The organism is Paenibacillus glycanilyticus (assembly GCF_051200795.1).
Lineage (GTDB): Bacteria > Bacillota > Bacilli > Paenibacillales > Paenibacillaceae > Pristimantibacillus > Pristimantibacillus glycanilyticus.
Genome location: NZ_CP195155.1, coordinates 6,037,134 through 6,054,380 on the forward strand (window position 1 = coordinate 6,037,134; position 17,247 = coordinate 6,054,380).

General features: G+C 49.7%; 17 protein-coding genes. 5 read left to right on the forward strand and 12 right to left on the reverse strand.

What is annotated here, in order from left to right; genetic code table 11:
• The first annotated feature begins 132 nt into the window (after positions 1-132).
• The gene (locus tag ACR9FF_RS27170; protein ID WP_317981340.1) at positions 133-1,878 is read left to right on the forward strand and encodes a sensor histidine kinase; all 1,746 of its coding nucleotides are present in this window, start codon (positions 133-135) and stop codon (positions 1,876-1,878) included.
• A gap of 3 nt (positions 1,879-1,881) precedes the next feature.
• Positions 1,882-3,474, forward strand: a complete 1,593-nt coding sequence (locus ACR9FF_RS27175; protein ID WP_435166859.1) for a response regulator transcription factor — start codon at positions 1,882-1,884, stop codon at positions 3,472-3,474.
• A 190-nt stretch (positions 3,475-3,664) separates the two neighbouring features.
• Here the strand turns inward: ACR9FF_RS27175 and ACR9FF_RS27180 are convergent, their stop codons facing one another.
• The 9 genes from ACR9FF_RS27180 to ACR9FF_RS27220 form a co-directional block, all read right to left on the reverse strand.
• A complete protein-coding gene (locus tag ACR9FF_RS27180; protein WP_435166862.1) occupies positions 3,665-4,519 on the reverse strand; it encodes a carbohydrate ABC transporter permease in 855 nt (284 codons plus the stop codon).
• A 3-nt stretch (positions 4,520-4,522) separates the two neighbouring features.
• The gene (locus ACR9FF_RS27185; protein ID WP_435166865.1) at positions 4,523-5,497 is read right to left on the reverse strand and encodes a carbohydrate ABC transporter permease; all 975 of its coding nucleotides are present in this window, start codon (positions 5,495-5,497) and stop codon (positions 4,523-4,525) included.
• A gap of 60 nt (positions 5,498-5,557) precedes the next feature.
• On the reverse strand, positions 5,558-6,976 hold the full coding sequence (locus ACR9FF_RS27190; protein ID WP_248758552.1) for an ABC transporter substrate-binding protein: 1,419 nt from the start codon (positions 6,974-6,976) through the stop codon (positions 5,558-5,560).
• A gap of 204 nt (positions 6,977-7,180) precedes the next feature.
• Positions 7,181-7,747 (reverse strand): GNAT family N-acetyltransferase, encoded by a 567-nt coding sequence (locus ACR9FF_RS27195; protein WP_435166869.1) that lies wholly within the window; start codon positions 7,745-7,747, stop codon positions 7,181-7,183.
• A 35-nt stretch (positions 7,748-7,782) separates the two neighbouring features.
• Positions 7,783-8,469, reverse strand: coding sequence for an LrgB family protein (locus ACR9FF_RS27200; protein ID WP_435166872.1), 687 nt, complete (start codon positions 8,467-8,469; stop codon positions 7,783-7,785).
• Positions 8,462-8,815: a CidA/LrgA family protein gene (locus ACR9FF_RS27205; protein WP_435166875.1), complete on the reverse strand. Its 354-nt coding sequence runs from the start codon at positions 8,813-8,815 to the stop codon at positions 8,462-8,464. Before ACR9FF_RS27205 ends, ACR9FF_RS27200 begins: the two co-directional genes overlap by 8 nt.
• A 112-nt stretch (positions 8,816-8,927) precedes the next feature.
• On the reverse strand, positions 8,928-10,718 hold the full coding sequence (locus tag ACR9FF_RS27210) for a M56 family metallopeptidase (RefSeq protein ID WP_435166878.1): 1,791 nt from the start codon (positions 10,716-10,718) through the stop codon (positions 8,928-8,930).
• A 5-nt stretch (positions 10,719-10,723) separates the two neighbouring features.
• Positions 10,724-11,101, reverse strand: a complete 378-nt coding sequence (locus ACR9FF_RS27215) for a BlaI/MecI/CopY family transcriptional regulator (RefSeq protein ID WP_435166881.1) — start codon at positions 11,099-11,101, stop codon at positions 10,724-10,726.
• A 221-nt stretch (positions 11,102-11,322) separates the two neighbouring features.
• Complete coding sequence (locus tag ACR9FF_RS27220; RefSeq protein ID WP_435166884.1) at positions 11,323-11,610, reverse strand: DUF1330 domain-containing protein; 288 nt, start codon at positions 11,608-11,610, stop codon at positions 11,323-11,325.
• Between the two features lie 277 nt (positions 11,611-11,887).
• Between ACR9FF_RS27220 and ACR9FF_RS27225 the strand changes: the two genes are divergently transcribed.
• Both ACR9FF_RS27225 and ACR9FF_RS27230 read left to right on the forward strand, forming a co-directional pair.
• Positions 11,888-12,679 (forward strand): SDR family oxidoreductase, encoded by a 792-nt coding sequence (locus ACR9FF_RS27225; RefSeq protein ID WP_435166887.1) that lies wholly within the window; start codon positions 11,888-11,890, stop codon positions 12,677-12,679.
• 23 nt (positions 12,680-12,702) lie between these two features.
• Entirely contained in the window at positions 12,703-13,044 is a 342-nt protein-coding gene (locus ACR9FF_RS27230; protein WP_127492458.1) for a nuclear transport factor 2 family protein, read from the forward strand.
• A 74-nt stretch (positions 13,045-13,118) separates the two neighbouring features.
• Here the strand turns inward: ACR9FF_RS27230 and ACR9FF_RS27235 are convergent, their stop codons facing one another.
• From ACR9FF_RS27235 to ACR9FF_RS27245, 3 genes are read right to left on the reverse strand one after another with little or no spacing between them, the layout of a single operon-like run.
• Positions 13,119-14,090 carry a Gfo/Idh/MocA family protein gene (locus tag ACR9FF_RS27235; protein WP_435166890.1) on the reverse strand — a complete coding sequence of 324 codons (972 nt, stop codon included), beginning with the start codon at positions 14,088-14,090 and terminating at the stop codon, positions 13,119-13,121.
• A gap of 39 nt (positions 14,091-14,129) precedes the next feature.
• Positions 14,130-15,260 carry a sensor histidine kinase gene (locus ACR9FF_RS27240; protein ID WP_435166892.1) on the reverse strand — a complete coding sequence of 377 codons (1,131 nt, stop codon included), beginning with the start codon at positions 15,258-15,260 and terminating at the stop codon, positions 14,130-14,132.
• A complete protein-coding gene (locus ACR9FF_RS27245) occupies positions 15,250-15,957 on the reverse strand; it encodes a response regulator transcription factor (RefSeq protein WP_201007830.1) in 708 nt (235 codons plus the stop codon). The genes ACR9FF_RS27240 and ACR9FF_RS27245 overlap by 11 nt, the downstream gene beginning before the upstream one ends.
• Positions 15,958-16,149: 192 nt before the next feature.
• Here ACR9FF_RS27245 and ACR9FF_RS27250 point away from each other — a divergent pair, with 192 nt between their 5' ends.
• On the forward strand, positions 16,150-17,229 hold the full coding sequence (locus ACR9FF_RS27250) for a D-alanine--D-alanine ligase family protein (RefSeq protein ID WP_435166894.1): 1,080 nt from the start codon (positions 16,150-16,152) through the stop codon (positions 17,227-17,229).
• Positions 17,230-17,247: the final 18 nt, after the last annotated feature.

Sequence of the window (17,247 nt, forward strand, 5' to 3'; positions counted from 1 at the left end):
TTTGCTGTCACTAATCGGACATTCGCTCTTTTAAGGGGTTGCAACCGGTTGCAATTTCGAAAGCCAAGGCTATAATTATCTGACACGTGATTTTGCTTTAATAGAGGTTGATAGCGGGGAGTTGCGGGGCACATGGCCAAACCGTCGGAGAACAAGCTGTATCCGATTCAGCATTACGTCAAAATCATTCTCGTCATTTCGTTTACCGCACTGATTCTGGATTTTATCATCAGCTTTGCGTCGATCACGATCGTTAAGCAGCAATCCGCAAGGGATTTGAGGGATACCGCTTATTTGTATATCAACCGGATTAACAGCGACTTTTCCTACATTAATCACTTCATGGGCTGGACGCTGGCGAACGACGAGAACGTCAAAATGATGGATACCCACGACACGAACGAAACGGAATTCATCAAAGCAAACGACGCGTTGTACAGGCGGTTCGTCGAGCTTCAGACCAGCTATGACAAGAGCTACAACTTCTTTATTTTTTTCAAGAATAAAAACGTCATGCTCAACATTGCGCCTATGAAGGCGACGTATAAGGAATACCAGCAATTGCAGCACCAGATTAATGTCTTCATCAAAGACAAGGTCATCTATGAGAAGTTCTATTCCCGTTGGTCGACCATTCAGCTCGCCGGGACATTTTATATCGTTAATATCGTGCCTTACCACGACAGCTATATGGTCTGCCTGATCGCCGCGGATGATCTGATCCGGCCGCTCCGCCAGATTAATTTGGGCGAGAATGGATATGCCTCCCTGCGTGCCGAGGACGGCAGCCTTGTAACCAGTCCCATCTCGAACAAAGGCAAGCTGCTGAACATCGAACGGGAGCAGGAAAGCTCCTCCATCATGAACACGCTCCAGACCCGAACGACGGTTAACGGCGAGTTCGATAACGCATCGTTCTACGTGAAGCTGGTCATTCAATTTGGCGCGTTCGAGAAAATCATGATCGTTCAGCTGTTGATCGTGCTGCTGGCCGTTATTGTCGCCTGCAGCCTGAGCTTCATCATGCTGTACTTCAAGAACAAGGTGCTTCAGCCCATCAAGAGCTTCTCTTATAATCTCGCCTTCTGGACGGAGGATGGGGAGCCGCTCGACAGTACGGGCAGCAAGATCGTGGAACTGGAGAAGGCTAACAGTCAATTTGCCCAGCTCGTTAACCAGATTAAAACCTACAAGATCGATATTTACGAACGCGAGCTGGAGAAGCAGCGCATCCAGCTGGATTATATGAAGCTGCAGATCAAGCCGCATTTTTTCCTGAACTGCCTGACGACGATTCACAGCATGGCGCAGATGGACATGACCGAAGAAATCCAGCAGATGGCTTTATCCACTTCCGTGTATTTCCGGTATATTTTCCAGAATGGCCAGGACTTTGTCCGACTGGAGGATGAAATCGAGCATGTCCGGGTTTATCTCGAAATCCAAAGGAACCGATACCGAAGCTCGTTCCTGTACCGGATTGAGCAAGAGGAGTCGACGCGGGATGTCCCGATCCCTCCTCTCGTGCTGCAGACCTTTATCGAGAATGCGATTAAATACGCGGTGTCGCGGGATCATGAGGTGCTTATTACTCTGACCGTCGAGAGGCGGATGATGGAGGAGCAAAGGATGACCGTCATCCGGATTACGGATACGGGGCCCGGTTTTCCGCCGGAGGTCTTGGAAAAGCTGCAGCAGGGAGAGCCGCTTGATCAGACGCTTGGCACGCAAATCGGTATTATGAATACCGTTCAGCGATTGAAGTACCTGTACGGTGAGCTTGCGCAAATCCGCTTCGGGAATCCGCCTGACGGCGGCGCCTCCGTGACCCTATATCTTCCGGAGCTTCCGGCCATTTCGAACGAGACAGGAGTGTAGCCCATGAATGTACTGCTAGTTGATGACGATTACTTTGTCGTAACCGCGCTGGAGAAGAAGATCGACTGGGCTTCGCTTGGCATCGAGGGCGTCTATACGGCCCATAACGTCGCTCAGGCTCGGGATATTCTGATGAAGCACAAGGTTCAAATTCTTATATCGGATATCGAAATGCCGCAGGGAAGCGGCTTGGAGCTCTTGGCGTGGATTCGCGAGGAGAACTACAATGTGCAGGCGATTTTCCTGACCAACTACGCGGACTTCAATTACGCGCAAAAAGCGATCGAGCTGCGCAGCTTCGAATATTTCCTGAAGCCGATCCAATTCGATAAGCTGATGCTTATTATCCGCAAAGCCATTGAGCGGACGAAAGAACAGCAGCAGCAGGAAAAAGCCATTCAGGAGGGCTATTACTGGCAGCGCAATCAAGCGAAAATGCTTGAGCACTTCTGGCGCAAGCTGATCAGCGGCAGCGTCTCCTGCGCGCTTAAGGCTGCGGATATTTTGGTTGCCGTTGAGGAGCAGCATCTTTCTTACGACCGCAATGATCTCATTCAACCCGTATTGCTTAATCTGTTTCCCTATGACGGCAGCATGGGCGTTGAGGAAAAAAATCTGTTCGACTTCGCGTTGCTTAACGTCCTATACGAGCTATTCCAGCATCCGCAATTTACGGTGGAAACGGTTCTGGAGTACAGCTTGAATAACTGGATTGCCGTGCTCAAATGGAAGGAAGCCCCCGATTCCCAGACGCTTGATGGGCTTTGCGCCGCCTTTATCCAGCAGGCGAACCGCTCGCTGAAATGCGATGCCTGCTGCATCGTTGCCATGTCCGGTCGGCTTGAGGGCATTAGCCCGGTCATCCGCCAGCTGCTGGAGCGCAATCAGGATATCGCCAAACGGCGCAATCATATTTTTTTCGTGGAGCATGGTCTTCGTCAAGCCGACGAATCGTATCAGCCGCCTGACCTGACCAAGCTGGAAGAGCTGCTGGAGCGGAACATGCCGGAGGAATTCCTGCGGGAGACAACCCGGTATTTAAACGAGTCCGTGCATCGGGATTATTTTTCCACATCCGTCCTTAGCCTGTTCCGGCTGGATATAATGCAGCTCGTTTACGCTTTCCTGAAGTCGAAGGGTATTCAGGCGCATCAACTATACACGGGGAAAACTAATGAACGGCTGCTTGCCCACTCCCTCCATTCCATCGAGGATCTGGAAGCTTATTTGAAGTATCTCGTTTACACGGCCATGGAATACCGCGATTTCGCCGAGCAGCCTAAATCCGTTGCCGAAGAAATCAAGCAATACATCCATGCCCATTATGGAGAGGATTTGACCCGCATCAGCCTGGCGGAAATCGTCTACCTCCATCCCGATTATCTGGCCAGACTGTTCAAGAAGGAGACCGGCGTTTCCCTGGGTACTTATGTGATCAGCGCCCGGATTGAAGCCGCCAAGCAGCTGCTCCGCACAACCAATCTATCGGTCTTCGCCGTGGCGAAGAAGGTCGGCTATGCCAACTACTCCTACTTCGCGAAGGTTTTTAAGCAGGAGGTTGGCGTAACGCCTAACGAATATAAGCAGGATTGCTAGGGATTGCGTCCACAGCGATCCTAGGCAGCTGAGCTCTGCTGATTTCGGGGACCAATCAGGTTCCTTAACGATGCGGCGCATCGTTAAGACTTCCATTTCCCACTACTTCATCCGCTTAACGATGCGGCGCATCGTTAAGACAACAAAAAGGCTGCCAAATGTGGCAGCCTCTTTCAACCAAGCAACAATACTATTCCTTAACTCCGCCAAGCGCTACGCCCGCGATAATGTAACGGGATAACAAGAAGTAAATGCAGAATAGCGGCAAGGCCGTTAGCGCAAGGCCCATATAGATCGAGCCAAACTCCGTTTTGTAAATATCGCCCCGAAGCAGGCTCACCATTACCGGCAGCGTATACTTTGATTTGTCCGTGAGCAGAATGAGCGGCATAAACAGATTGTTCCAGCTTGCCACAAATGCGAAGATGGCTTGCGTCGCAACGGCCGGCATCATAATCGGAATGATGATTTTGTTGAAGGTTGCGAACTCGCCGGAGCCGTCAATACGCGCTGCTTCCACGATTTCGAGCGACAGGGTTGCAAGCAGGTACTGGCGCATGAAGAACACGATAGCCGGCGCCGCGATCGCAGGCAGAATGAGCGGCAGGAAGCTATTTGTCCAATGCAGCTGATACATAAATTGATAGAAGCCAATCGCGCTTGCCTGCGCCGGAATCATCATGACGCACAAAATAAACGTGAAAAACGTTTGACGCCATTTCCAGTTGTACACGACAAGCCCATAGGCCGTCAAAGAAGAGAAATAAACGGCGCAGACGGTAGACGTAGCCGAAATAATGAACGAGTTCAGGAACCCTTTTAACGGATCAAAGCTTTTGCTGGTCAACACGTCCCAGTTGGTCTTGAGATGCGTGGAAGGAATCAGCGACAGACCGCTTTGAATTTCCGCCGTAGAACGCGTTGCATTCACGAACATTACCCAGAATGGAAGGATGCTAAGAAGCGCAAGGCCGATGCAGACAACATAGATAATGGTCTTGTTAATGCCCCGGGAGACCGTTGCGGTTCTCTCTATTTTTGCCATCGGTTATACCCCCTTTGCCGCTGCTTTTGCAGCTTTCTGTTGCAGCTTCAATTGTTTTCTCAGCTTCGCCTCGCCGCGGTCGCGCATCAGATAGAACAGGAGCGCGGACAATACGGCCGCAATGAGGAACATAATCATGCTTGCCGCTGCGGCTTTGTTATACATATAAGCTCCCTTGAACGCTTGCCCGTAGATGAACACCGATGTCGTCAGCGTGGCGTTGTCCGGACCGCCCGCAGGAGTGATGAACAGCTGCGGAATATCGAACATCTGCAAACCGCCGATCATGGACGTAACAAGCGAGTACAGCAGAATTGTCCGCAGGCTTGGCAGCGTAACCCGGAAGAAGGTTTGAGTCCCGCTCGCACCGTCAATGGCTGCCGCCTCAAAAAGTGCCGGGTTAATCCCCATTACGCCCGCGATCAGAATAATCATCGTATTGCCGTACCACATCCAGAACTGAATGAAAGAAACAATGCCCCTTGCGGTATTCTTATCCTGCAGGAATTGAATCGGAGCATCGCTCCACCCCAGCGCATGGAACAAGCTGTTCACCGGTCCCATCGGATAAGCGAACAAGGTGCTGAAAAGCACGGCGATCGTACTCGCCGTGATAATATTCGGCATGTAGAGCAGAACCTTAAAGGCGCCTTGCCCTTTAATATTGAGGCGTTTGTTGGTGAACCAGGCCGTCAGCAAAAGCGCAAGGCCGATCTGCGGAATAAAGTTTGCGATCCAGAGGACAAAGGTATTCACTAGAGACTGCTTGAACGAAACGTTATTAAGGATCAGGTCTTTAAAATTCCCAAATGGATTATCCAGAATATGAACCTGCTTCGGAATAACCCCTTTCATATCCGTGAAGCCGATAAAAGCCGTGTACAGCGTTGGATACAAAGAGAAAATAAGGAACGCTAGTATAAAAGGAATACTGAAAATATAGCCGTATTTCGAGTAATTGACTCCCTTGCGGCGCATGCTCTCACCCCATCAATTGATATAAAGGGGCGGGATCATGCTCCCGCCCCTTGGCGCCTATTATTCGCTTTCGAGACCAAGCTGGTCTTTAACCGTTTGCTTGAAGTCCTTCAGTGCAGCCTCGCGGCTCTTGCTGCCGGAAGCGTAAGCACGGACTTGGTCACGCCAGATCAGGTTGATCGATTCGTCGTATTGCGTCAGGTTTTTGCCCGTTGCGTTTGCGTTAGCCGGAACAAAAGCGTCAAACATGTTTTGTCCGCCAAGCAACGCCACTTCGCCGTTCGACTTCGACATCACGACGGAGGAAGCTACGCTGTCCTTCGTGCCTTGCTCGCCTTCCTTCATCGTGCCGTTTGCCCAATAGTATTGGAGACCCGTCTCGGAAGTATCAAGCGTAACCCAATTGATGAAGTCCGCTACCGCTTTCTTCTTCGCGTCGTCCTTCGTTACGTCTTTGTTGGCAAGCAGCCATGTGCCACCCCAGAAGAAGCCTGTTGGCGGTTCGGTAACTGCCCAGTCGCCATTCGTATCTTTAACTTGATCCTTCATAACGTAGTTAATAAGCCATGCCGGGCCAAAGAAACCAAATACCGGTTTAGCGCCTGCGCCGGACATGTCCGCGTACCAAGCTTCCTGCCAGTCCTGCGTACCGTTGCTGTAGCCGTTGTCTGTCAGCTTTTTGGAGAAATCAAGGAATTGCTCGCGTTTAGGGTCGATATGCAGCTTGCCGTCCACAACCCAGCCTTTGTCGGAGCTGTTCTCGATTGGATGCCAGATGTCGCCGTCGCCGGATACAATTGCGTAGCCTTTTGCTTTCAGCTTATCGGCTGCCGCGAAGTACTTGTCCCAGCCTGGGCCCACTTCGTTCTTGATGGCTGCCGGATCATCCGTTCCGAATACGTCCTTGGCAATCGAACGGCGATAGATAAAGCCGCCGCCGGTTGCTTGGTAAGCAAGACCTTTCAGCTGGCCGTCTTTCGAGCCGATATCAACGGAGTATTGAGCGATCCCCGCGTCTTTAACCATTTGGTCGGTCAACCCCAGGTCCGCGTAGTTAGCGGCATAGGTGGCTGCGTCGCCTTGCGTATATTTCAGTACAAACGCGGCTTCCGCAGCGTAGATGTCCGGAGCGTCCTTGCCGCCGCCGGCTAGAGCCTGGTCAAGCGCAGGCTGATAAGCGCCGTCGGTTGTAGCGATTACCGTTGTTTTGAACTCTACGTTTGCGTCAGGATGCGTTTCGATGTACTTTTTGGTCATGTTCGGAATTTCGTCCGTAAAGCTCCAGAGGTTGATCGTAACTTTCTTTCCGTCGCTTTTTGCCGGTTCCGTTGATGCTGTCTCAGATGCTGTCGGGCTTGGGCTAGTTGAGTTTGAGTTCGAATTCGAGTTTGAATTTGAGTTTCCGCCGCATGCCGCGAGAGCCGTTGTCATCACAAGCAGTGTGGAGATCCCCATTAAAGCACGTTTCATTCGTTTCATACTTTGCCTCCCTTTTAATGATCCTTTGTTTTTTGCGCGTTGTTTTGTAACCGCATTCACAATTATATGACCAATTTCTTACAGGCGTAAGGAATCCATTATTGGGAAAAATTCCACTTTTATTGGTTTTTATTCCCAAAGTCTTAGGTACGCGGTAACGGAAAAAGGCACCTTTCGTCGATTGACGATAGGTGCCTTTTCATTTTATATGAAAGCCTGCGATTCATTTTCGGGTTCCCATTCTTCTTTTAGCAGTCCATATACCACTCTATCCAAATACGCACCATGCAGCAGCTCGTAGTGACGAATGACTCCTTCATTTGTAAACTTCAACCTTTCTGGAATCGCTCTGCTCTTTAGGTTGTTTGCTGCAACTCCAATTTGCACTTTATGAAGTCCCAATTCTTCGAAAGCATGATTAATTAATAATTTGCATGAGCTTGTCGCTAAGCCTAGCCCCTCATACTCTTTTCCTAACCAATAACCGATTTCCGTTTTTTTATTTTTCCAATCCATATATAAAAAACCTATTGAACCTGCAAGTTTATTGCGATACCAGATCCCGGCCCAATAACCGTCGTTTTCTGAAAATCTTTTTAATGATCTGCGAATAAAAGCATCCGTATCCTCAACTTGATGGGTTAAATCCGGAAATTCCAGCCATTCCCGAATACTTTCCCGACTGCTATCAATCAGTTGAAAAAGTTCCGTTGCATGCCTGGTTTCTAAAAGAGAAAGGTAAGTTTCGTTATTTATTGTTGCTTTAAACATAGACTACTCTCCTCCGGATATAAAATAATTCTCCATCACAGCCACCAAATCAACGGTATGCAAAATAACGGCGTCAGGATGCTGGACAGTCCCATGGCGAAAGCGCTGATGCCGCCTTGAATCTCGGAGTCGCGCATAATGCGCGCTGTGCCGATGCCGTGCGCCGCCGTCCCCATGGCAGCACCAATCGCCAGATCGCTGCGGAACCTGAATAATTTAAGTATAGATGGTCCAATCATGCTGCCAAGAAGGCCAGTCAGTACGGCAAACACGCCGGCCAGTTCAGGCGTTCCGCCCAGCAGATCCGCAACTTCTATCGCAATAGGCGTTGTAACCGATTTAGGCAGCATCGTGAGCATGATCTGCTTAGAACCATGAAGAAGACTAACGATTCCCCATACCGCCAGCAGTCCGCATATTAATCCCGCGCCGACACCTATAACAATGGGCAAGAGCTGATCTCTTAGCTTTTGAAAGTTTTTGTAAAAGGGAACCGCTAAAGCGACCGTAGCCGGTCCAAGGAAAAAGGTAATGATATCTCCACCCGCTTTGTAGGCCTCATAAGGAATATCCCCAATCAGCAGCAGAAGAATAATGCCTCCCGAAGTAACGAACAATGGGTTTAACCATTTATAGCGGCTATTAAGGAGCTGGGCTCCCACATAAAATAATACGGTGATCGTAATGCCGAACAACGGCTGTTGAAACCAGGCTTCATTCATAGGTACGTTCCTTTGCCTTTCCGGTTTGCCATGCCGTAACGCCGGCTGTGACTAGAATAACAATCATTGTGGAAACAGCCAGCGCAACCGCTATGACCAGCCACTGGTCTCCTATTAAGCCAAAGAACATCATCGTGCCCACGATAACGGGAGCAAAAAAGATCATCATATGCTTCAGAAAAAATTGTGCCGTCTCCTCAATCCAGGCCAGCTTCACCCAGCCTGCAAACAAGCTGATGACAAGCAATATCATTCCGATTACGTTCCCCGAAATCGGTACGGACAGCAGGGAATGTATTGCGTTGCCCAATAGCGTGTACCCCAGCAATATAGCTAATCCTCTCATAGGTTGGTTCCCCTTTTTCGTATAAGTGTTAGTTACTAGCTTACCAGCAAGGTGTATAACGATAAAGAGCCCGCCGATAATTATCGGCGGGCTCTTGCGTTAATCTAATGTCTTATTTAAAGGCTAAATATTTTGCCCTCGTTTCCGGCGTGATCATATTTGGACGTCTTTCAAGCAATAGATCAGCATCCTTAAGAGCCTCAGCAGGCAAGTTCCCGGCATTAACCTCACTAACAATATGAGACATTTTTGTGTACTCATCTATTGAAATGAGTGGATAACCGATTTCCTTTCTATACTGCTCTCTAACAGATGGAGCTAATTTTGCTATACCATCTTCTCTTCTAATAAGTGGATTAGCTTCTTTTAGAGCAGATACGGGAAGTTCCCCTCTGTTTACTGAAATAATTATTTCCATCATTCTTCCGACTTCGGATTCCGTAAATCTGGTCTCAGTAGGAATCAACTCCCCTTCAAGAAGAGTCTCATAATCATCTACAACAAGCTCGCCTTTCTTCTTGACGAACGTAACAGCTTCCACCGTCTTATAATAGGCCGGTTCGCTGGTTAACGTGACATAGGTAATAACGGCATTCATCCCATCGACTTTACTCCTGTAATCAATCACCCAAGGGCTCGATACGCCTATATTGTAATTCCAGTCCTCGCCGCCCCTATTGACCTGTTCCTGTATGAACTTTTCTTTCGCTTTGGCAGACATCATGTCATAACGGGGCTTGCCGTCCCTCGTCTTAAGCGCATTCGCCCAATCCGCAGCCATATTTTCTAACGAAACATCGGCTGTCAGCGAGTTTTCTTCCACAGACTTTTCTTCCGTATTTGCATTGGTTAATGCAGTACCTCCTACTAACAAGAGAACTACAACGCCAACCAGAGACCACCTATATGAGTTTTTTACGGGTGAGGTGATCATCATTAGTCTCCTCTTAAGCTCTTTTTTACTCCCCAAAATACTTGCAGCTCCTGCCAGTCGAATGGGTTTAGCAAATAGCTCTAACAATTTGATTATCGTTAAGGCGTACTCCTTGGATTCCTCCGGCGTGACTCTCGATAAAGCCAACGCGTCGCAGGCCAATTCCTGGTCTGCCCGCATTTTGTGATAGGCATACCAGAGAAACGGATTAAACCAATGCAGCGCCAGCAAAATGTTCATAATCCCGTTCAAAGCGACATCATTTCGGCGAACATGCGATAACTCATGCAAAAACACATACCGCAGCTGCGCCCCGCTTAACGTTTGCAGAGCCGTGCCTGGCAGCAACAGCTTTGGTTTAAATACCCCGAATAAGGTCGGACTGGATACTCGATTCGTCTGTATTAACCAGATCCTTCGACGCAGGCTCATTTCTTCTTTACAGCTCTCGAACAAAGCAGCGATGTCCAGATCCATAATGGCCTTTTCCCCTTTTATTTTCCTAGCAAAACGCAGATTGGCGCTGAACATCATACCAAGGAAAAGAACGGTACCAACCAGCCAAATGATTGAGGCGACTTGCAAGGGAGAAGCCGGTGAGTTCGATTTTTTAATCACCGGATCCCTTTGTGTGGCTGCTAATGCTTCTCGAGGCAATAGAGTTAATTGCGTAGGACTTGCCTCTTCCATTTCCGGGTTCCCTGCAGGAGTGATTGTCGTTTCGTTCACGGCCGCCAAGTGATTCTTCTCTGCAAATTGATGGAAGATATTAAACATGCTGAACGAGCTTTCGGGCGCCCACGGCAGCACTAGCCGTAGAATCAAGAGAAGCCAAAGCAAATAGCCCCATCTAGGCTTTAATTTATCTCGCAGCAGCCATTTCGCAGCTAAAATAAGAACGACCAATACGCTGGCCATCAGCGAGGCAGACAAGATCCAGGCAAAAAATTCGGAAAGCCGAACGGTCATCTGTCTTATTCCTTTCTTTCATCCAGAATGCTTTTCAGCTCATCAATATCCTCTTGCGACAATTTCTCGTGTTTCAGAAAGTTCACCAGCATCGGCTTCAATGCAACGCTACCATATAACCGTTTCAAAAAAGACTCCGTCTCGGCCCTCGTTGTTTCTTCTTCCGTAACCAATGGAGTATAGACGTAGGGTTTGCTGTGTGAATCAAAGGTTATGACTTCTTTTTGAACCAGTCTGGTAAGCAGGGTTCTAATGGTTTTGGGGCTCCAATCGTTAAGACCTGCTAAAGCCTCAATGACCTCGCTTGCGTTCATGGGCGATTTCGCCCATAACACCTTCATGACTTCCCATTCCGCGTCGGATATGCGGGACATCTCTTTCATAGGCTCATGCCTCCACTCTATGACTACATATGTAATCAATATTACAACTGTAGTCAATACTACAATTGTAATCAAGCGTTGTCAAGCCATTATGCGATGCATGTAAGCAAACTAAGCTTCCACGCCATTAACATTCAACTCCGCAAATAAATCACGTAAAAAAAGATACCTACCGTAAAATAACGATAGGCATCTTATGTTAACTTCGGCTAGCAGCAGCCTTATTTCCCCTCCACCATAATCCCTCTGTAGATTCCGCCTTTCAGGCGATGCTGCAATGCTTCCTGATATGCCGGGCTGTAATACCACGCCTTAGCTTCATCCATGCTAGGGAATTCAAGAATAGCAGCTCCTTCCGCATCCGGCCCTTCCAGCACTTCATAATGACCGTACATGGCAACCGGTTTAACGGGATGTCCCTCCTGCCCGGCTGGGGCTTTCGAGGCATAAATCTTTAATTCATCCGGATCAACCGTCTTCTCCCGGATAAAAACAACGTAAGCCTTCATGGAATTATCCCCTCTCCTCAATTTCCTGTAATCAGGATAACTCCACAAGGGATAATCGTAAAATTTGTATTTTTCATCGTATTCATAAATGAAATTCATATAGAATCATCTAAGCCTCAAGCTCGCCTTACGGCTTCATTAATAGAATGGCAGCCTACCTGCAAATACATAAATTTTATTCATAAAAACAATTAAAAATATAGATTTTATTTATTTCAAGTTCAAGCGTACACTTAAGCACGTAAAGGATAACTAATCACACAAGGAGGAAATGAAAATGAACTTTTCATCTTACGATAAAGAATTTCAAGGCAAGCGGGCTTTGGTTACGGGAGGAACGCAGGGCATGGGGCTTGCGATTGTCAGAAGATTGGCAGGCGCTGGCGCAACGGTGCTAACGACAGCGAGGAATATTCCGTCGGATTACCATATTCCGAACGTTCATTTTGTACAAGCAGACATAACAAAGCCGGAGGGAACCAAAGCTATTGTTGAAGCCGTAAAAGAAAAGCTCGGCGGAATCGACATCCTGATCAATACGGTTGGCGGCTCCAGCTCCCCCGCAGGCGGAGCGTTGGCATTAACCGATGAGCATTGGCTTGAGGAACTAAACATGAATCTGCTTGGTTCCGTTCGTTTGGACCGCAGCTTGCTTCCGATTATGCTGGAGCAAGGCAAAGGAGTTATTATTCATGTCAGCTCTATCCAAAGAACGCTGCCCCTGTACGAATCCACTTTGGCTTACGCGGCGGCAAAAGCCGCTTTGGCCACGTACAGCAAAGGCTTGTCCAACGAATTCGCGCCTCAAGGCATTCGCGTGAACGCAATCGCTCCCGGCTTTATCCAGACCGAAGCGGCCAACCGTCTCATTGACCGCCTTGCCGTTACCGCGGGAAGCCGCGAAGCAGCTCTTCATCAGCTGATGGATTCCCTTGGAGGCATTCCGTTCGGACGTCCGGGATTGCCCGAAGAGGTCGCCGAGCTTGCCGCATTCCTTGCATCCGACCGGGCAGCCTCTATACACGGCAGCGAATACGTCATTGATGGCGGAACGATACCTACCGTTTAATTTCCCTAAAGGAGGCTTATTTTATGATCGCAATGCCAATAGCTGTAGTTAATTATTTTAATGCGGTGAATGAACATGAACCCGGACGTTTTCTTGAAGCGTTTGATGAGCAGGCCTATGTGCTGGATATGAAAAGAGAATTTGTCGGCGGGAAAGCCATTGCCAAGTGGAGCAAAGCGGAAATATTCGAACCGAAGGTTCGCTTTGAAATAAAGGATGCCAAGGAGCAGGATAACCGTTATATCGTTACGGTGGCGGTAGACGGCGAGTTTGATAAAACGAATCTGCCCGATCCTCTCCTCATGAAGCATGAATTTCTCATTGCCAACGAAAAAATCAAAGAGCTGCATATTTCTTTCCCTTAATTCCGTTATTGCAAATAAATAAACGACCGCTAGCCTGTTAGGTCAGGCGGCGGTCGTTTGCATTTTTTCGAGAGCTATCTAAGCTTAACAGGCAGGCCCGTTTTTGCGGATTCATTCGCTGCCATCGTTACGCGATGCGTCTCCCAAGCATCCTCGTAGCTTGACAGAATCTGGCTCCTGTCGCCTGTTCGGACGGCATGAAGGAAAGCTTCGTTCTCCCGTACGTACGGATTATTGAAGGATTTGTACTCGGTCTTCTTATCGGCTTCGATATCCACAAGAGCTTCGCCCGTAACCTGCAATACGCCAGTGTTCGTGTAGATTTGGAGCCCGGCATGGCCCCCGGCCGGAATCGCGCATGTATTGCTGATCGTCGCAACGGCCCCGCTCGCCAGCTTGATTGTTACCGTACCCACATCCGGCACCGTGACGCCCTCTTCCACCTGAGCCATATGTCTGCTGCCATACGCCGCGTAGACTTCATTGACTTCGCCCAGCAAATAACGGGTCAAATCCACGATATGCGTCGTCTGCTCCACGAACTGTCCGCCGGAGGTCTCCATCTTGCGCCACCAGTATACGCCCGGCATCGAGCCCATCCATTGCCCCAAAGCCATCAGCGGCGTGCGGTCGGTAAGAAGCTCCTTCGCATGGTTTGTGCTGTCCATATAACGGAAATGATAACCAACCGACGTAATAAGTCCTTTATCTGCAATCGCCTGACGGATCCGGGACGGTGTCTCCTCGTCTACGCCAATCGGCTTTTCGACGAGGAAAGGAATCCCCCGCTCCGCAAGCGCTAATTCAATCTCGCCATGAGCAAAGGGCGGCGTGCAAATATAAACCGCATCCAGCTTGCGGTCCTCAAGCATCGCTTCAATCGTGTCGTAACCGCGAGCGTCGCTATAAGGCCTTGCTGCCGTTTCCGCCTTTTCGAGGCTTGTCCCGCAAAAAGCGCTGACGCTTATCCCTTCCATCGCAGCAAGCTTTTCCGCATGCATCCGTCCAAACCAGCCCGTTCCCGCAATACCAATTCGAAGAGTCACTCTACATTCCCACCTAACGTCGTAGTTTTATGCCTCCCCCTAATGTTTACCTGCGTCCCGATGGATGTCAAGGAGATCTTTGCCGCCAAGCGGCAGCTCGACCTTAAACGAGGTTTTCCCTTCGGCACTCGCCGCGGAAATCTGGCCATGATGCAGCTCGACAATGTTCTTGGCGATCGCGAGGCCTAGACCCGAGCCGCCGGTATTCCGGGAACGGGACTGCTCGCCGCGATAGAACCGTTCGAACAATAACGGAATGACCGAAGCCGGCAAAGGCTCTCCGTAATTCGCAATCTCAACGACGGCCTGCCCCCTCTCGCTCCATACCGCGATATCGATCTGCCTGCCTTCTTTTCCGTATTGAATGGCGTTAACGACCAGATTCTCGAACACCCGGACCAGCTTGTCTCCGTCCGCATCGACGAGGATCGATTGATCCGGAAGTGTCAACCGGCACTTCACCTCCGCCTGCTCGAATTGCAAGCGGAATTGGGCCGCCAGTTGGCCAATCATCTCTACCAGATTAATGGGGGATAACCGCAGCCCTATTCCGCCGCTTGTCCTCGTATATTCGAATAAATCGTCGATCATCGTCTTCAGACGAGTCGATTTCTCGTAAGCGATTTGAACGTAATGCCTCAGCTCCACCTCATCCCGGTAACGGTCTTCTTCGATCAGGCCCAGGTACCCGACAATAGACGTTAAAGGCGTGCGCAAATCGTGGGATACGTTGGTCACAAGCTCGGCTTTTGTCCGTTCCGTGCGCCGCTCCTCCTCGATGGAGAGCTTAAGCTGAGCCGTCATTTTATTAATATTTTCCGCCAACGCCCCAAGCTCGTCCCCGCCTCGCACCGGTAACCGGGATTCGAAATCCCCTCCGGCAATCCGTTCGATTCCTTGCGAGATTCTCATTAAGTAACGGATGGTCGAACGACTTAGAGCGAAGAAATAGATGAAAAAAAAGACAAGGCTGACGGTAATATACGTCGTTAAAAGTCCAAACTTATCAAAGACCTCCCTCAGCAGAGGGGAAAGATAAAACATATCGCTGCTGTAGGCGGCGATCGCGGCCAGATATAGCAGCCCCGTCGTGAAGAACGAGGCAAACGCGCTTAGCCCGAACAGATACAGCATTTTAAAACGAAGGCTTTTCCACGGTTTACGGCTCAATTTTGTACCCTACTCCCCATACGGTCTGAATCAGCTTAACGCCGCCCAGCTCGCTCTCCAATTTATCCCGAAGCTTGCTTATATGAACCATTACGGTGTTGTTGGACTCGAGGAACTTGTCCTTCCATACCGCTTCAAAGATGGCCTCCGCGCTAAACACCTGCCCGGGATGGCTCGCCAGCAGGTACAAAATATCAAACTCCGTAGACGTCAGATTAATCCCCCGGTCCTCCACCGTTACGGTATGCGATTTCTTGCTTATTTTAAGCGAATGCAACTGGATGATGTCTTTATCCTGATCCTGCGCCGTTTGAAGCTGCGTATTCAAATAAATGGACCTGCGGAGCAGCGACTTCACCCTTGCAATCAGCTCCAGCGCGTTAAACGGCTTCACCATGTAATCGTCCGCGCCTGTCGTCAGCCCCATGATCTTGTCCATGTCCTCCGCCTTGGCGCTTAGCATCAGGATCGGAATGCCGTACTCCGCGCGTACCGCCCGGACAACCTCGAGACCGTTCATCTCCGGCATCATCACGTCGAGGATCATTAATTGGACGGATTCCTTGGCGATCAGCTCCATGGCCTCCCGGCCGTTGCCCGCAATAAGCACTTGGTATCCTTCATTGGTTAGATAGATTTTGATCAGCTCCGCGATTTCGAGGTCATCGTCCGCGATCAGAATTTGAATGGTATTCATGAGATCTCCCCGTCTATTTGGTTAATGAATGTGGCTATAGTGTATCAGAAATATTCTCCAGAGCGGACAGCCCCAATCACAAATAAGAAATTCTTAAGGTTTCCTTCAGGATGTCTTACGAACCTCCGCGGCCCTGCGCGTTATCTTGGATATAGAGCAACGGACAAGAACAATACCCGGAGGTATGAATAGATGAAAACAAAGCTATACGTGCTATACGGCGGCAAATCCGTCGAACATGAAGTGTCGTTAAAAACGGCCGTCACCGTCCTTCATTCCATTGATGAAAGCCGCTACGAGGTTTATCCCGTCTACATTACCCGCGAAGGCTTGTGGTGTACGCAGCCCGGGCCTATTGCCAAGGATGAGCTAACGATTGAACGGTTGATTGCAACGCCAACGTTTCCGGACCCCGCCCGTTCCATTGGCGAGATTCTGTCGGGCATCATGGCGCTGCCCGGCCCAAAAGTCGTTTTGCCGCTCCTGCATGGTCCCAATGGAGAAGACGGTACGGTACAAGGCCTGCTGGAGCTCGTGAACGTTCCTTATGTGGGGAATGGCGTGCTATCGGCTGCATTAACCTTGGACAAGGCGATGTCGAAGCAGGTGCTGGCCCAAGCCGGCATTAACCAGACGGAATATAGGGTGTACCGCTGCGAGGAGTGGACAACGGATGAGGCAGCCGTATTACGCAAAGCGGAGGATGCCATTGGATATCCGTGCTACGTGAAGCCCGCTTCCCTTGGCTCCAGTATAGGCATCAGCCGGTGCACGGACCGCGGAGAGCTCCTAACCGGGATCCGCGAAGCATTCTCTTACGATAAGAAGATAGTCATCGAACGCGAAGTAGACGGCAGAGAAATTCAAGTCGCCGTTATCGGCAATGAGAGACCGCAAGCCTCGCTGCCCGGCGAGTTTATTCATGATCATGTTTTCTTCGATTACGAATCCAAATACTTGGACAAGCGGCTTACCATGCAGATTCCCGCCAAGCTGGCGGCAGGCTTGACTTCGCGGATCCGCGAGCTGGCGGTCCGCGCCTATCAAGCCCATGGCTGCGAGGGCCTTGCCCGCGTCGACTTCTTCCTTGACGGAGAAGGCCAGCTGTACCTGAACGAGATAAACGCGCTGCCCGGCTTTACGAATTTCAGCATGTACCCGGTCATGTGGGAGCGCACGAACGGCACGGCTTATTCCGCGCTGATCGAACAATTAATCGGGCATGCGGTTACCCGCCATCAAAATAAACAAACGCTTCAATATACCAAATAAGCGAGCGAGGTGAGCCGT

Excerpts from the sequence above, each read along its gene's own strand:
- ACR9FF_RS27175 (WP_435166859.1), top strand. The coding sequence starts at position 1,882 with ATGAATGTACTGCTAGTTGATGACGATTACTTTGTCGTAACCGCGCTG.
- ACR9FF_RS27195 (WP_435166869.1), bottom strand. The coding sequence starts at position 7,747 with ATGTTTAAAGCAACAATAAATAACGAAACTTACCTTTCTCTTTTAGAA.
- ACR9FF_RS27200 (WP_435166872.1), bottom strand. The coding sequence starts at position 8,469 with ATGAATGAAGCCTGGTTTCAACAGCCGTTGTTCGGCATTACGATCACC.
- ACR9FF_RS27245 (WP_201007830.1), bottom strand. The coding sequence starts at position 15,957 with ATGAATACCATTCAAATTCTGATCGCGGACGATGACCTCGAAATCGCG.
- ACR9FF_RS27185 (WP_435166865.1), bottom strand. The coding sequence starts at position 5,497 with ATGCGCCGCAAGGGAGTCAATTACTCGAAATACGGCTATATTTTCAGT.
- ACR9FF_RS27180 (WP_435166862.1), bottom strand. The coding sequence starts at position 4,519 with ATGGCAAAAATAGAGAGAACCGCAACGGTCTCCCGGGGCATTAACAAG.
- ACR9FF_RS27230 (WP_127492458.1), top strand. The coding sequence starts at position 12,703 with ATGATCGCAATGCCAATAGCTGTAGTTAATTATTTTAATGCGGTGAAT.
- ACR9FF_RS27170 (WP_317981340.1), top strand. The coding sequence starts at position 133 with ATGGCCAAACCGTCGGAGAACAAGCTGTATCCGATTCAGCATTACGTC.
- ACR9FF_RS27225 (WP_435166887.1), top strand. The coding sequence starts at position 11,888 with ATGAACTTTTCATCTTACGATAAAGAATTTCAAGGCAAGCGGGCTTTG.
- ACR9FF_RS27205 (WP_435166875.1), bottom strand. The coding sequence starts at position 8,815 with ATGAGAGGATTAGCTATATTGCTGGGGTACACGCTATTGGGCAACGCA.
- ACR9FF_RS27220 (WP_435166884.1), bottom strand. The coding sequence starts at position 11,610 with ATGAAGGCTTACGTTGTTTTTATCCGGGAGAAGACGGTTGATCCGGAT.
- ACR9FF_RS27250 (WP_435166894.1), top strand. The coding sequence starts at position 16,150 with ATGAAAACAAAGCTATACGTGCTATACGGCGGCAAATCCGTCGAACAT.
- ACR9FF_RS27215 (WP_435166881.1), bottom strand. The coding sequence starts at position 11,101 with ATGAAAGAGATGTCCCGCATATCCGACGCGGAATGGGAAGTCATGAAG.
- ACR9FF_RS27210 (WP_435166878.1), bottom strand. The coding sequence starts at position 10,718 with ATGACCGTTCGGCTTTCCGAATTTTTTGCCTGGATCTTGTCTGCCTCG.
- ACR9FF_RS27190 (WP_248758552.1), bottom strand. The coding sequence starts at position 6,976 with ATGAAACGAATGAAACGTGCTTTAATGGGGATCTCCACACTGCTTGTG.